Raw genomic sequence first — 13,479 nt, forward strand, 5'->3', positions numbered from 1 at the left:
TTACATCTCCGGCATTTTTTTAAATATCACATGATAAATCAGAATCACCATGCCGATACTGATGGCGGAATCCGCCACATTGAACGCGGGCCAGTGGGCCGTGCCCACATAAAAATCCAGAAAATCCACCACATAGCCATACCGGAACCGGTCGATGAGATTGCCGATGGCCCCGCCGAAAATCAGGGCCAACCCCCAGGACAAAAACACATGGGTTTTGGCCACCTGGCTGTAGAACCAGCAGACAAACACGGCCACGCAGGAGGATAATACCAGAAAAACCAGGTTGCGCACCAGCTGGGACTGGGTGGCAAAAAAACCGAACGCCCCGCCCGGGTTCAGCACATGGGTGATATTGAAAAAATTGTCAATCACCCCAATGGCTTCATGCAAGGCCAGGTGGACCATGATCAGTTTTTTGGTGATCTGGTCCACCAGAACCACAACCCCGCTCACCAGGGTCAGACGTATGAGTTCTCTTTTTCCCACAGCACCCTTTTTTACAGAATCTGGTTCAACGCAGAGGCACACCGGTCACAGGCTTCAGGATATTGCTCATCCTGCCCGATGGTCCGGCTGAAACGCCAGCAGCGTTCGCATTTGTCTCCGGCTGCTTTTTTCACGGCAATTTCCAGTCCGGCAATCTCCTTGCTTTGAAACGCGTCTGAATCCAGTGTGTCATTTAATGCGGCTGCAGACACGATAAAAATATCAGCCAGCGGCATATCCAGATCCTGAACAAATCCCTTGAGTACTGTTTTCGGCAGTTTGATCTCCACGGCCGCATCCAGAGGATGACCGATAAGCTTGTCTTTCCGGGCCGCTTCCAGGGCTTTGGTCACTTCCGAGCGCAAAGACAGAATCCAGGTCCATTTGTCAGACAGATCTTTGTTCTGCCATTGCGGATCCGCCACAGCCATGGATGCCATGTGCACGCTTTCTTTTTTGTCTTTGCCCGGCGGCATATGGGCATAGATCTCTTCCGCGGTAAACGGCAGCACCGGGGCCATGATCCTGACCAGGGTATCCAGGATAGTCGCCATGACCGTCTGGGCATCCCGTCGTTCCGGGCTTGCCGGCGGAGAGGTATACAGCCGGTCCTTGATGATATCCAGATAGAATGCGGACAGATCCACCACACAGAAATTGTGCAGTGCATGGTAAATGGTATGAAATTCATAGGTGTCGTAAGCGTTCACGGCTTTTTTGGTCACCTGATACAGCCGGTGCAGGATAAACCGGTCCAGTTCCCCCATATCCGCAACAGGTCTGGCATCCTTTGTGACATCAAAATCTGAAAAATTGCCCAGCATGAACCGGCAGGTGTTGCGGATCCGGCGGTAGGCATCAGACAGCTGCTTGATGATGTTGTTGGAGATGCTCACATCCCCCCGGTAATCAGCAGACGCGGCCCACAACCGGAGTACATCCGCCCCGTACTGCTTGATCACTGATTCCGGTGCCACCACATTGCCCACGGATTTGGACATTTTATGGCCTTTTTCATCCACCACAAACCCATGGGTGAGCACCGTCTTGTACGGGGCTTTGCCCGTGCGGCCCACGGCCGTCAGCAATGATGAGTGAAACCATCCTCTGTGCTGGTCCGATCCTTCCAGGTACATGTCAGCCGGCCGCCGCAGACCGGGAAATTCCGTGAGCACGGCCGCATGGCTGACCCCGGAGTCAAACCACACATCCAGAATATTATGGTCCTTGGTAAAATGTTTGCTGCCGCATTTGGCGCACACGGCATGGTCGGGCATGAGCTCGGCTGCTTCTTTTTCAAACCAGATGTCGGATGAATGCTCAGAAAAAAGGGCATGGATCTTGTCCACGGATTCCCGGGTCACATAGACCTCCTTGCACTCGCTGCAATGAAACACGGGGATGGGCACCCCCCAGGACCGCTGCCGGGACAGGCACCAGTCCGGCCGGTTCTCGATCATGGCATAGATGCGTTCTTTTCCCCAGGACGGAATCCACTGCACATGGTTGATCTGTTCCAGGGTTTTCTGCCGCAGCCCCAGCTTGTCCATGGAAATGAACCACTGGGGCGTGGCCCGATAGATCACCGGGTTTTTGCACCGCCAGCAATGGGGATAGGAATGCGACAATTGCCTGTTTTTCAGCAACGCCCCTTTTTCTTCCAGCACTTCGTTGATGTGGGTGTTGGCCTTGAAAATGAATTCTCCGGCAAACAAAGGCACGTCAGATGAAAAAACGCCATTGTCTTCCACGGGAGAATAGCAGTCCAGCCCGTATTTTTTGCCCACCACATGGTCGTCAGCCCCGTGGCCCGGTGCAGTGTGCACACACCCCGTGCCGGCATCCAGGGTGACATGGTCCCCTAAAATGATCAGAGAATCGGTGTCGTAAATGGGGTGCAGGCATTTTTTGTTTTCCAGATCCAGGGGATTCAATTTTGCCACCACCTGGTAATCATCCATGCCGAAAGTCTGCATCACCGTTTCCACCAAAGCCTTGGCCATAATCAGCACCCCATGGTCCCGGGTTTTGACCGCCACATACTCAAACCGGGGATGGATGCACACCCCCAAATTGGCGGGAATGGTCCAGGGTGTGGTGGTCCAGATCACCATGGACACGGGCGTATCCTTGATATCCGGGATCAGGTCCGACAGATCGTCTTTTAGGGCAAATTTCACATGAATGGACGGCGAGGTATGATCATGGTATTCGATTTCGGCCTCCGCCAGGGCGGTCTGGCACGAGCAGCACCAGTAAATGGGCTTTTTGCCCAGAAACATGTCCCCTGCCAGGGCAAACTCGCCGCACTCTTTGGCGATTCTGGCCTCATACGCGGAATTCATGGTCAGATAAGGGGTTTCCCACTGCCCGGCCACGCCGAACCGCTTGAATTCGTCTCTCTGGATATCCACAAATTTGGCGGCATATTTCCGGCACGCCTGCCGGACCTGAACCGGGGTCATCTGTTTTTTCTTTGATCCCAGCTGCTTGTCCACATTGTGCTCAATGGGCAGCCCGTGGCAGTCCCACCCCGGCACATACGGCGCGTTGAACCCGGCCATCTGCCGGGATCTCACAATAATGTCCTTTAAAATCTTGTTAATGGCATGGCCCATGTGAAGATGACCATTGGCATAGGGAGGGCCGTCATGGAGTATGAACAAAGGCCGGTCCTTGGCCTGTTCCCGCAGTTTATCATAGATCTTTTTTTCATCCCACTGTTTGAGCTGTTCCGGTTCCCGCTGGGGCAGGTTGGCCTTCATGGCAAATTGGGTTGAAGGCAGGTTGAGCGTTTTTTTATAATCCATTCGTCCTCCGAATCTGGTCGTCAGTCATCCATATATTAAACTGTCATATTTAGTGCTAAACGCCTGAAAAGTCAAGAAACATATCAAAACAACCCTTGACCCGGAAGACCCGGCCGGATAAAATCATTTCACGGCAATCCTGATACCTGAAACTCAAAATATAGAACCCATATGATCCCAACCCTGAAAAAGATTTTTGAAGATCAAGGCGGACAGATTTTGTTCGCCTATCTGTTCGGCTCCCATGCCCGGGGGGATGCCACTGCTGACAGCGACATCGATATTGCCATCTTCCTTGATCCACAGCTTCAAATGGAATTTTTTGATATCAAAACCGCGCTATATCTTGAGATCAGCCGGTCGCTGAAAATGAATGACATAGATATTGTTGTCTTGAATCGTTGTAAAAACATCATACTGCTCGATCGAATCACCCGCCATGGCCAAGTGATTTACGAATCAAATCAGGATGCAAGGCTGGACTTTGAGCAAAAAGTGCTTCACACAGCCATTGATTTTAAATACCAGAGAAAAAGAGTCATGGGGGTTTAATGGAAAGAATCCACCAGAAAATCGGCCGTATCAATGAGTATATTCGCATTCTGGAAAAAATGCAGCCGGACTGTATTTCCAAATTTGACAAAGATCCGATATATCGAGGCGCTATGCTGCATTATCTGTATCTGGTTGTTGATTCCTGTATTGTGCTTGCTGAAATGACCATAAAAAAAAAGAATCTGAGGCCACCCCAGTCCTATGCTGAATCCTTTGATATCTTAGGTGAAAGCGGTATTTTGGACCCCGAGTTTGCATATGATTTTTCAAAAATAGCCGGTTTCAGAAATTTTTTATCCCATGATTATGAGGCCGTTGATTCGAGAATCATCTGCAATCAAATCCTTGCAAAAATCGGTGATATCAGAAAATTCATCGATCAAATTACCCTAATCACCAATTGCTAAACCATTCAGTACCGACCCAATATCCAATAAGAATCTTTTTTTAAAGATGCTGTTGACATTTTGACTTTGCAGTCGAAGCTAGAGACAGGCGCAACAAGCAAAAACGGCAGCATCGCCATCCTGGTGGACTGCGGCATTGCCCAGGGCCATGATCCGCTGGTGCCCTTCGACCGGTTCCCGGTGCCGCCGGCAGAGATCGACTTTTTGTTCCTCACCCATGCCCACATCGATCATTGCCGGATCCGGTTTTCATAAATTGATATTCTTTAAAAATAAGCGTAAGCTATGTTTAATAGACAAGGAGGTTTTCATATGAAAACAAAAACCATATCTTTTGAATTACCTTTAGGCGTTTTTTCAGCTCTTCGCAAGACACCTGAAGAATTAAAAAATGACATACGGATTGTGGCGGCCGTCAAATGGTATGAAATGGGTCAAATATCTCAGGAAAAAGCATCGGAAATAGCCGGATTGTGCCGGGAGGATTTTTTGATGGAACTGGCCAGGTTTAACGTGTCCCCGTTTCAATACACTGCCGATGAAGTATTGAAAGAAGCCGGTTATGAATAGTGTCTTCATATTAAATGCGTCTCCGATTATTCTGCTTGGAAAAGCCGGTTTATTGTGCACAATATCACCCTTGGCTGATTTGTGGATAGTGCCGGATGGTGTGATTTCAGAAATTGAATCCAAAAAACCCATTGCACAATATTTGGAAGAATTAGGATCTGCTGCTGAAGTAACCAAAGAATCGGTTCAAAACATTCATCCCCTGATTGCATCATGGGATCTTGGAAAAGGCGAGAGTGAAGTTTTGAGTCTTGCAATGCAAAAAGGTACGAATGTGACGGCTGTCCTGGATGACCTTCAAGCCAGAAAATGTGCGAAACTTCTCGATATTGGATTAATCGGATCTGTAGGGCTTCTTACCATGGCAAAGCGGGTCGGCCTCGTAAAAGCTGTCAAGCCGGAAATTAACAAGCTGATAGACGTTGGTATTCGTATTGATTACCGATTACTGGCAGAAATATATTCAAAAATTGGAGAATAAAAATCACCACCCACATCTATCACATCGGCCGGGTCCCGGACCTGATCGATGCCGGGTTTTACCGTGTGATCATCTGCACCCCCGGCACCAAGGCCCTGCTCCTGACCATGCTCCAGGGTTCAGGCCGAATATGGATACGGCTATTGTAACACCCATGAAAGATCAAGTGATCCAAATTCCAGTGTCAGATATCGTACTTGATGAATCCATATATCCAAGAGAAAATATGGATCATAAACGTATCCGTATTTTTGTGGAAAACCTGAGGGATGGTTTTGAATTTGACCCTGTCCTTGTTCAGGCTTTTGAAAATCCGGAACTGTCTGAATCCAGCAGTACTGCCAGGCGCGCTTTTCAGTCAAACCCCGGATTAACATCCGCCGAAATCGGCAGGGCAATCGGCAGATCAAGACAGGCAGTTGATTTATATATTGCTGATTTAAGGGCCACCACGCTTCAGGAACTTGATCTTAAAATTTTTCGGTTACACCAGCTGGGTATTCCACAGGACAGGATTGCAAAGAGGCTGGACATTAATCGAAGGACTTTATCCCACCATTTGGCCAAAATGCCAGGATTGGCCCAGACGTATTCCAGCCCAACTGGTCGCACACATCCTGTATTTTTTTTCAAAGCAGGGTGATCTGATTTTTGATCCAATGGCCGGGGGTGGTGTGTGTGCCGATACCTGCCTTGCTCTGGGCAGAAAGTATTTCAGGGCTTTCAAGACAAACGTATTTGAAATTTCTGGAAAAATTTTTTATTTTTCTAAAGAAGATTTCCAAGAAAGATACCCGTCTTGCTTTTATCAACTCGGACTGGCGGGATTTTCAACATTGTCCTGCCGATAAAGAAGAACCGGGCCAGGGTATTTTGGTTGTGGATTATTATGACATTTTCAAAAAAACCGGCTGGGCCCTGACCCATGTCATCCAGGCGCCCTTGTCTTCTGAACGATTTAATGCAGGGGTTGTGTCGGCCATGCAGAAAAAAAAGATCCTTGGGGTTGTCAGTCGGTATGTGATGATTTTACGATAAAAAGGATTCATGACAAGGTGGCGAATATGCAAAATGCCTGAAACAGAATCTATTGTCATCAATACAGGGCAGTTGCTTGCACTGATCTCAGGTTATGGCGATTTGCTGTGGAGGTCACGGACAGGCTCAATAAGCAAAAGCTGGAACTGGAAGTAGACAAAACTTGGTTTGCTTTGGTTAAAAAAAATATTTATAATATGCTCAATACAAAAATAAAAAATGAGCAGTATTATATAGGCTTTGAGGGGGAGATATGAGAAAACAGAGAATTGAGTATGATTCATCCGTAGATGCTCTTGTTGCTATAGCAAAGCACCTCAGCAGTTATGAGTCACAATATAAAATGACATCAGAAGAATTCTTTAATAGCTTTATAAAAGGGCAATTGGAAGACTCTGAAGATTACATCGAATGGGCCAATAATTACAAACATTATGTTATGATCAGACGTGACATAGAGGATCAGTTACATAATGTTGCATGATTTATTATCGGAACACCTGAGTGCAGTTGAAGCTGTTGTTCGGAAGCTGAAAGAAGTTTATGTAGAACGTTATGAAGAGGAAATCCTAACAGATAATCGCGTTAACTTGCGTATCAGAGTTCGTTTCAAGAGTGGATATCTGCTGGAATTAAATGAGGCAAATATGGTTGAAGAATCTGCCATTATACGCCTGTATTATCGATATCATTTTCAAGATGAGAAAAACCGCCTTGTTTTTCGATATGACAATGCGCCACATTTCCCAGGTCTTGTGAATTTTCCGCATCATAAACATCTTTCGGATAAAGTGATTGATACTTTAGTAGAGCCCTCAATACTAAACGCAATTGAGGAAGCAAACGATATTGACTCTTCCGATCGCAATTGACTGGCCTATCCTGTCGGAAAAAGACACCAACATCCGATATGACCCCTGACTCCAAAAACGGATTTGCCAAATTGTCGGAAATGCCATATATGGCAATATCGACAATTTGCTCAAACATGATCAGGTCCCGGACCTGATCTATGAACTGGACCGCACCAATCCCCGGATGCCGGTATTATCGACTCCCCGTCATGCATCCGGATCACCCGGCCTCAGATGCTTGTTCGCCTCCATGTCAAACCACATGGCAAACAAGGTGAACTGGGCTGAGGCTATAAAAGATGAAAACGCGGCAAAGGCATTGATGGTAGGGATATGACCGCTTGTAAACCACACAAAGAACACCCGCAGAAACAACAGTAACGAAAATCCGCCCAGGGACAGCCCCAGGGCATAGAAAAACACCAGGGGATGAAAATCCCTGATAATGTATTTTTCCTTGAGCCGCCAGAAAAACCGTTTCACCAGCAGCCACCCCAGGGTAAAGATCACTTTTTTGATCTTGATGCCCGAGACCTCCCCCACATGATACACCGGGTCCACGGGCACATCCTTAACCTTGAAATTGTACACATTCAATAAAATCAACTGGTCATTGGGCTGGCCATATCTTGTATACATCTGCTGCCAGTCAACCGTGTCAAGGGCTTTTCTGCCGATAGCCACATACCCGGACTGAAAATCCGACAAATGCCAGTATCCGGAAACAATCTTGGTGAGCAAAGACAGAAATGCCGTCCCCAGATACCGCAATTTGGGCATCACTTCATACGCCTTGCCGGAAAAAAACCGGTTCCCTTTGGCAAAATCCACGGCACCCGTTGCCACCGGGTCGATCAGGGAGGTCAGATCATCCGGATTCATCTGCCCGTCTCCATCCATGCGTACCACCACATCAAAATCCCGTTCCGCAGCCCACGCATATCCGCTGATCACTGCACCGCCGCATCCCTGATTCTTTTCATGTTCGATCAGAACCAGATCTGCCCTGCCCTGCCGGCATTCCTTGACCACCCGGACCGTGTCATCTATACTGGCATCATCCACCACCACCACCGCATCCACATACTCAGGCATGGTCTCGATGACCCCGGCAATCTGAGATCCCTCGTTATAGGCAGGCACCACCACGCAGATCTTCTTGTCTTTGTACAAGCATCCTCGCTTTGAGTCGGGTTGAATTTTCAAGTTGCCGCATTTTTATGCTGAAGATATATACAATTATCCGACAGATAAGGTCAAGATCAGGATAAATGAACGTATAAACATCCATCATCGGAATCTTGCAAAAACAGAGTAACATCTTTTTTCACACGTAATTCTATGGTTGTCAAATCAAGGATAGTTTTTTATACATTCCCAAGCCCCTGGAATTATGGTGCTGAATAAAGATAATTTTTTTCAACAATCTGTTGTTTTTTTGGAATAGACACGATGGAAAAAAAAGGTGTTTCACTGATCATTCCCACACTCAGGGAGGCTCAGAATCTTAAAAAACTGATCCCCATACTTGACCGGGTTCTTGGGCAAAATGGGCTGCATTTTGAAATACTGGTGGTGGATGATGACAGTGCAGACGGCACCATTGAAATCATCGAAGAACTGGCGGAAACCATTCCGGTCTCCCTTTATGTCCGCAGAGATATGCAGGGTCTGAGCTCGGCGGTATTACACGGTTTCAGGCAGGCCCGATTTCCTGTTCTTGTTGTGATGGACGCCGATTTAAGTCACGCCCCAGAAGATGTTCCCCGCCTGATTGCCCCTATTTTGAAACAGGAAGTGGATTTTGTGCTTGGCTCCCGCTATATCAAAGGCGGAAAAATAAGCCGGAACTGGGGACTTTTCCGCTACCTGAACACCTACATTGCAACCTGGCTGGCTCACCCTCTTGTAAAAGTCAAAGACCCCATGTCCGGTTTTTTTGCCCTGAAACAAGAGCTTCTCGAAGATGCGGATTTCTTCAATCCATTAGGCTATAAAATCGGCCTTGAACTCATTGTAAAAACCCGTCCAAAACGAATCAAAGAAATACCCATATTTTTTGGCATGAGGGAGGCCTGTGAATCAAAACTCACTTTTCAGCAACAACTTCTTTATCTTGCCCATCTCAAACGGCTTTATGAATACAAATGGTATTTTCAGGTGCAGTTTTTATTATTCTGTGCTGTGGGGGGATTGGGTACCATTGTTGATTTTTCTGCCATGTTTATTTTTCATGGGCTGATGGGAATGAATTTTGAAATTGCCCGTTTTCCCTCTTTTCTGGTGGCTGCCACCAGCAACTTTCAACTCAACAGAATGATCACCTTTTCAGATTCCACCCGGCAAAAATGGATCAGACAGTGGCTAGGCTTTGTCACCGTCAGCGCATTGGGTTTTCTGGGTAATTTTTTCGTTTCCACCCATCTGTTCAACAGCCATCTCTTTTTTCAACGCCATTATTTCATTCCTGTTTTTGCCGGCAGCATTGCCGGCGCATTTGTGAATTTCACCTTGAGCAAGATAGCTGTTTTTGATTCCTCGACCATCTATGGCCTCACACCGGGTGTCAAGCCGTTTGTTTTTGAAAAAAACATCAGACAGAATAAAAGAGGCCGTGCCTCTGACAAGGCAGTTATCCATGAACATACTGAAAAATAGAACGTTCCGGGATATCGGACTTTTTCTTCCCCTTGCCCTTTGCTATTTTGCCGGTCTTCCCACCTCTCTTCCTGATTTTGATGCCGGAGAATTTGCCCTTCTCGCCATGAAGGGGGGCATTGCCCACCCGCCGGGGTATCCCCTTCTTACGCTTGTTTTACGTTCAGTAGTAATGATATTCCAAAAACTTGTCCCTCTGATCCCCCTTCTTGCCTGTGTATCAATCTTTTTCACCGTGGCTGCCGCCATCATCACCCATAAGATTGCCCGTGCTTACACCGGAAATGAAACAGCCTCCCTGTTCGGCGTTTATCTGATTTTTCTGACGGGAATCATCTGGAGATCCGCCACAGCCATTGAACCCTTTGCCTTGAACCTCTTTCTCTCCGCTTTCTGTCTGTACGCTCTGTATCACGCATTAGAAAGCAACGAAGATCGCCAGATTAAAAAATGGTTCATGCTCACGGGTTTGACTTTTGGGCTCAGCTTTTGCAATCATCACTCAATGGCCTTTCTTCTGCCCTCTGCCATCCTAACCTGGGTATTTATCACCACAAGCCGGCTGACTGCCTTGAAATGGTTTTCTCTGGGATCCCTCCTGGGTCTGCTTCCCCTTGTTTCATTTTTTTTCAATACAGCCAATCCAATCTATGTCTGGGGGGATTGGAACGTTCCCATGGAAAGACTGTTGACGCACCTGCTGAGACATGAGTATGGGACTTTCACTCTCTTTGCCGGAGCGACCGGTCATTTTTTCAATGGCATCAAACATTTTTTCATCACCCTGCCCGCCACTTTTTCTTTTATATTGATTGTACCGGCAATTGTGGGCGTTTTTATCCCTTTTTTCACCCAAAGAGAAGAGGTATGTCCTGTTGTCCAAAAAAACCGCTTCATGATTGTCGTCATCACTGCATTTATATTCACCGGCCCTGTTTTCCTCTCATTTTTCAACCTGCCCCGAACCGACTGGGCATATTTTATGGGGGAACGGTTCTTTGCCCTGCCAATTTTATTTCTGGCCCTGCCCTCCGCCGTTTTCATGGCCATGCTGCAAAACAACCTGTCAAAAACCATTCTCGTCCTTTTGATGGGGGTGTCTCTGTCTCTCCATATCCTGAATCAATGGCCGGCTGCTGAGCGGAAAAGTGCCACGTTTTATGAAGCCCATATCAGAAACATTCTTGAAATTGTTGAAGACAATGCTGTGGTGGTGACCACCAGCGATCTTGATTATTATGGACTTCTTTATGGTATTCATCTGGTGAAACCTGAAAAGAAAAATGTTCTCATTGTCCAGGAAGGTCTCTGGCATCTGGACTGGTATCGAAAAGACAATATTTCACAAGCGTTTCCAGATTTTGACCGATATAATCTATCTATTGATCACTATTTTTTTCTTTTGTTAAAAAAAAGACCGGTCTATCTCATAAGAACACCGAAAAAAGATGAACCCAATGCCAAATTTCTTCCGCTTTCCTATCCAGTGGGACCTTTTATCAAACTGGTCTCTTCCCAAGACCTTCTGTTGCCTGCATTGAAACTGTTTCAGCTCAATGAACACCTTCTTTTGAACAAAATGGAGCTGCCAACAGCGTTTACACGAGAAAAGGGGAACCTCTGGGAACAGTCCATGTTGACATATTATCTGAGAACTTGGGATTACCTTGCAGCGATCATGAGCGACAAAGGGCACTCAAAACTTGAAGAAGCCTGTAAAAAATATGGTCAATTGTATCAAACAGGATCTCTGGACTGAAAATCCGGAAGCTCAATGATATAAATTATTGACAGAAGTTTCTGATATTGATATGAGCAATTATATTGAACATAAAAGGCAAGAAAAATTAAATGAATAACACCCTTTTTTCCGGCATCATTCAGTCAAAACTGAAAATAAAGCTGCTGCTGCGCTTTTTCATGAACCCGGATACCCGGACATACCTGCGACAGCTTTCCGATGAATTCAATGTATCTTCCAATGCAGTGCGGTCCGAATTGAACCACCTGTCCGGCAGCGACCTGATCACGGCGGAAAAACAGGGCAGAAAAATCTGGTACAAAGCCAACCCAAAGCACCCGCTGTTTCCGGAACTGGGCTCCATGGCCAAAAAAGTACTGGGCGTGGACCAGGTCATTGACAGCATCATCACCCGCCTGGGCAACCTGGAACAGGCCTATCTGCTGGATGATTATGCGGCAGGCAAAGACACCGGCATTATCGACCTGCTGCTGGTGGGAGACATCGACAACTACCACCTGCACGACCTGACCCAAAAAACCGAGCGCTACATCAACCGCAAGATCCGGCACCTGGTCCTGACCCGGTACGAATTTGAAACCTTTTCAAAAGGCCTGGCTACCAGACCCCATCTGCTGATCTGGGAAAAGTAGCCGGAAAAAACAGCCCAATCCTCAACCCACATCGATTACAAAGCCCAGCCCTTTGTAACCGACAGAGCGGAGCTATGCCCAAAATTTTAGGGGGGTATTTCCCTGTAGATGACATCTGATCAAAAAAACCAAGCCTGTCATGAGCGTTAATACTGATGATGTACATGACAGATGATAAAATTGATGAATAATCAATCAAAAGCCATCACCATCACCCATCTCGGCGCTGAAACCTGCGTCACCGACTCGTGGGACAGGGGAGCCGGAAGCTCAGAGAGCCCTCAAATCCGAACTTGACACTTTATATAAAAAATAAAACCCAAAGAAAGATCACCCCAATGGCACGAAAAGGAATTATACTGGCTGGCGGATCAGGCACCCGACTCTATCCGCTGACCTATTCGGTCAGCAAGCAGCTCATGCCGGTCTATGACAAGCCCATGATCTATTATCCGTTGTCCACATTGATGCTGGCAGGCATCAATCAGATTTTGATCATCACAACGCCCCAGGATCTTCATAACTTCAAACAGCTGCTTGGGAACGGTTCTCAATGGGGCATTTCCCTGGAATATGCAACCCAGCCTTCCCCTGACGGCCTGGCCCAGGCCTTTATCATCGGTAAACAATTTATCGGCACAGATCCGGTCACCCTGATCCTGGGGGACAACATTTTCTATGGAGAAGGTTTGCCCAACCGCCTCCAGAATATTGGCAAAAAAGATACCGGGGCCACCATTTTCGGGTATTATGTCAAAGACCCCCAAAGATATGGTGTTATCGGATTTGATGCAGCAGGCCGTGTGACCAGTCTTGAAGAAAAACCCAAGATCCCGAAATCCAATTATGTGGCAACTGGTCTGTATTTCTATGACAATGACGTTGTCCACATTGCAGGGCAGATCACACCATCCGCCAGGGGTGAACTTGAAATCACCGATGTCAATGCCGCCTACCTGTCCCGGGGGGATTTAACTGTAGAACTTTTTTCCCGGGGCATGGCCTGGCTGGATACAGGCACCCATGAATCCCTTCTGGATGCTGCCACCTTTATCAAAGTGGTTGAAGATCGTCAGGGATTGAAAATTGCCTGTCCTGAAGAGATCGCGTTTCGAATGAACCTGATCGATGCGGATCAGCTGGAAAAAACAGCCCGCAGCATGAAAAATAACAACTATGGCCAATATCTGTCAGACCTTTTGAAAAAAATTCGCTAACCCACC

Annotated in this window: 16 protein-coding genes; 13 read left to right on the plus strand and 3 right to left on the minus strand. The window is 47.0% G+C overall.

Annotated features, from left to right (window positions below; all coding sequences use genetic code 11):
* Together lspA and ileS are read right to left on the minus strand one after the other, a co-directional pair.
* A complete protein-coding gene (gene lspA, locus K365_RS0110950; RefSeq protein WP_024334582.1) occupies positions 1-489 on the minus strand; it encodes a signal peptidase II in 489 nt (162 codons plus the stop codon).
* 11 nt (positions 490-500) lie between these two features.
* Positions 501-3,299, minus strand: a complete 2,799-nt coding sequence (ileS, locus tag K365_RS0110955) for an isoleucine--tRNA ligase (protein ID WP_024334583.1) — start codon at positions 3,297-3,299, stop codon at positions 501-503.
* A 171-nt stretch (positions 3,300-3,470) separates the two neighbouring features.
* On the opposite strand from ileS, the gene mntA reads away from it, so the two are divergent.
* From mntA to tumE, 9 genes are all read left to right on the plus strand, one after another.
* A complete protein-coding gene (mntA, locus tag K365_RS0110960) occupies positions 3,471-3,851 on the plus strand; it encodes a type VII toxin-antitoxin system MntA family adenylyltransferase antitoxin (protein WP_024334584.1) in 381 nt (126 codons plus the stop codon).
* Positions 3,851-4,261: a type VII toxin-antitoxin system HepT family RNase toxin gene (gene hepT / locus K365_RS0110965; RefSeq protein ID WP_024334585.1), complete on the plus strand. Its 411-nt coding sequence runs from the start codon at positions 3,851-3,853 to the stop codon at positions 4,259-4,261. Before mntA ends, hepT begins: the two co-directional genes overlap by 1 nt.
* Before the next feature lie 66 nt (positions 4,262-4,327).
* Positions 4,328-4,516 carry an MBL fold metallo-hydrolase gene (locus K365_RS27250; protein WP_245569160.1) on the plus strand — a complete coding sequence of 63 codons (189 nt, stop codon included), beginning with the start codon at positions 4,328-4,330 and terminating at the stop codon, positions 4,514-4,516.
* Positions 4,517-4,573: 57 nt separating this feature from the next.
* Positions 4,574-4,831 (plus strand): UPF0175 family protein, encoded by a 258-nt coding sequence (locus K365_RS0110975; RefSeq protein WP_006966590.1) that lies wholly within the window; start codon positions 4,574-4,576, stop codon positions 4,829-4,831.
* Complete coding sequence (locus K365_RS0110980) at positions 4,824-5,312, plus strand: PIN domain-containing protein (RefSeq protein WP_024334586.1); 489 nt, start codon at positions 4,824-4,826, stop codon at positions 5,310-5,312. The genes K365_RS0110975 and K365_RS0110980 overlap by 8 nt, the downstream gene beginning before the upstream one ends.
* 154 nt (positions 5,313-5,466) lie before the next feature.
* On the plus strand, positions 5,467-5,955 hold the full coding sequence (locus K365_RS28690) for a hypothetical protein (protein ID WP_024334587.1): 489 nt from the start codon (positions 5,467-5,469) through the stop codon (positions 5,953-5,955).
* A gap of 8 nt (positions 5,956-5,963) precedes the next feature.
* The gene (locus K365_RS28695; RefSeq protein WP_024334588.1) at positions 5,964-6,350 is read left to right on the plus strand and encodes a hypothetical protein; all 387 of its coding nucleotides are present in this window, start codon (positions 5,964-5,966) and stop codon (positions 6,348-6,350) included.
* Between the two features lie 253 nt (positions 6,351-6,603).
* Positions 6,604-6,834, plus strand: coding sequence for an antitoxin TumA (gene tumA, locus K365_RS0111000; protein WP_006966594.1), 231 nt, complete (start codon positions 6,604-6,606; stop codon positions 6,832-6,834).
* Positions 6,824-7,222, plus strand: coding sequence for a toxin TumE (gene tumE, locus K365_RS0111005; RefSeq protein ID WP_024334589.1), 399 nt, complete (start codon positions 6,824-6,826; stop codon positions 7,220-7,222). Before tumA ends, tumE begins: the two co-directional genes overlap by 11 nt.
* A gap of 189 nt (positions 7,223-7,411) precedes the next feature.
* Here tumE and K365_RS0111010 read toward each other — a convergent pair whose 3' ends face one another.
* On the minus strand, positions 7,412-8,377 hold the full coding sequence (locus tag K365_RS0111010) for a glycosyltransferase family 2 protein (protein ID WP_024334590.1): 966 nt from the start codon (positions 8,375-8,377) through the stop codon (positions 7,412-7,414).
* 279 nt (positions 8,378-8,656) lie between these two features.
* On the opposite strand from K365_RS0111010, the gene K365_RS25665 reads away from it, so the two are divergent.
* From K365_RS25665 to rfbA, 4 genes are all read left to right on the plus strand, one after another.
* The gene (locus K365_RS25665) at positions 8,657-9,862 is read left to right on the plus strand and encodes a glycosyltransferase (protein WP_024334591.1); all 1,206 of its coding nucleotides are present in this window, start codon (positions 8,657-8,659) and stop codon (positions 9,860-9,862) included.
* A complete protein-coding gene (locus tag K365_RS0111020; RefSeq protein ID WP_024334592.1) occupies positions 9,843-11,621 on the plus strand; it encodes a protein O-mannosyl-transferase family in 1,779 nt (592 codons plus the stop codon). The genes K365_RS25665 and K365_RS0111020 overlap by 20 nt, the downstream gene beginning before the upstream one ends.
* A 92-nt stretch (positions 11,622-11,713) precedes the next feature.
* Positions 11,714-12,256, plus strand: a complete 543-nt coding sequence (locus K365_RS0111025) for a helix-turn-helix domain-containing protein (protein WP_024334593.1) — start codon at positions 11,714-11,716, stop codon at positions 12,254-12,256.
* 338 nt (positions 12,257-12,594) lie between these two features.
* Positions 12,595-13,473: a glucose-1-phosphate thymidylyltransferase RfbA gene (gene rfbA, locus K365_RS0111030; protein ID WP_024334594.1), complete on the plus strand. Its 879-nt coding sequence runs from the start codon at positions 12,595-12,597 to the stop codon at positions 13,471-13,473.
* The last annotated feature ends 6 nt before the right edge of the window (positions 13,474-13,479 follow it).

Source organism: Desulfotignum balticum DSM 7044, from assembly GCF_000421285.1.
GTDB lineage: Bacteria > Desulfobacterota > Desulfobacteria > Desulfobacterales > Desulfobacteraceae > Desulfotignum > Desulfotignum balticum.

What these genes read in the sequence shown, in the direction of transcription:
- ileS (WP_024334583.1), bottom strand. Translation starts at nt 3,299, where the DNA reads ATGGATTATAAAAAAACGCTCAACCTGCCTTCAACCCAATTTGCCATG.
- hepT (WP_024334585.1), top strand. Translation starts at nt 3,851, where the DNA reads ATGGAAAGAATCCACCAGAAAATCGGCCGTATCAATGAGTATATTCGC.
- tumA (WP_006966594.1), top strand. Translation starts at nt 6,604, where the DNA reads ATGAGAAAACAGAGAATTGAGTATGATTCATCCGTAGATGCTCTTGTT.
- rfbA (WP_024334594.1), top strand. Translation starts at nt 12,595, where the DNA reads ATGGCACGAAAAGGAATTATACTGGCTGGCGGATCAGGCACCCGACTC.
- K365_RS0111020 (WP_024334592.1), top strand. Translation starts at nt 9,843, where the DNA reads ATGAACATACTGAAAAATAGAACGTTCCGGGATATCGGACTTTTTCTT.
- tumE (WP_024334589.1), top strand. Translation starts at nt 6,824, where the DNA reads ATGTTGCATGATTTATTATCGGAACACCTGAGTGCAGTTGAAGCTGTT.
- K365_RS0111025 (WP_024334593.1), top strand. Translation starts at nt 11,714, where the DNA reads ATGAATAACACCCTTTTTTCCGGCATCATTCAGTCAAAACTGAAAATA.
- K365_RS25665 (WP_024334591.1), top strand. Translation starts at nt 8,657, where the DNA reads ATGGAAAAAAAAGGTGTTTCACTGATCATTCCCACACTCAGGGAGGCT.
- K365_RS0110975 (WP_006966590.1), top strand. Translation starts at nt 4,574, where the DNA reads ATGAAAACAAAAACCATATCTTTTGAATTACCTTTAGGCGTTTTTTCA.
- K365_RS28690 (WP_024334587.1), top strand. Translation starts at nt 5,467, where the DNA reads ATGAAAGATCAAGTGATCCAAATTCCAGTGTCAGATATCGTACTTGAT.
- K365_RS0110980 (WP_024334586.1), top strand. Translation starts at nt 4,824, where the DNA reads ATGAATAGTGTCTTCATATTAAATGCGTCTCCGATTATTCTGCTTGGA.
- mntA (WP_024334584.1), top strand. Translation starts at nt 3,471, where the DNA reads ATGATCCCAACCCTGAAAAAGATTTTTGAAGATCAAGGCGGACAGATT.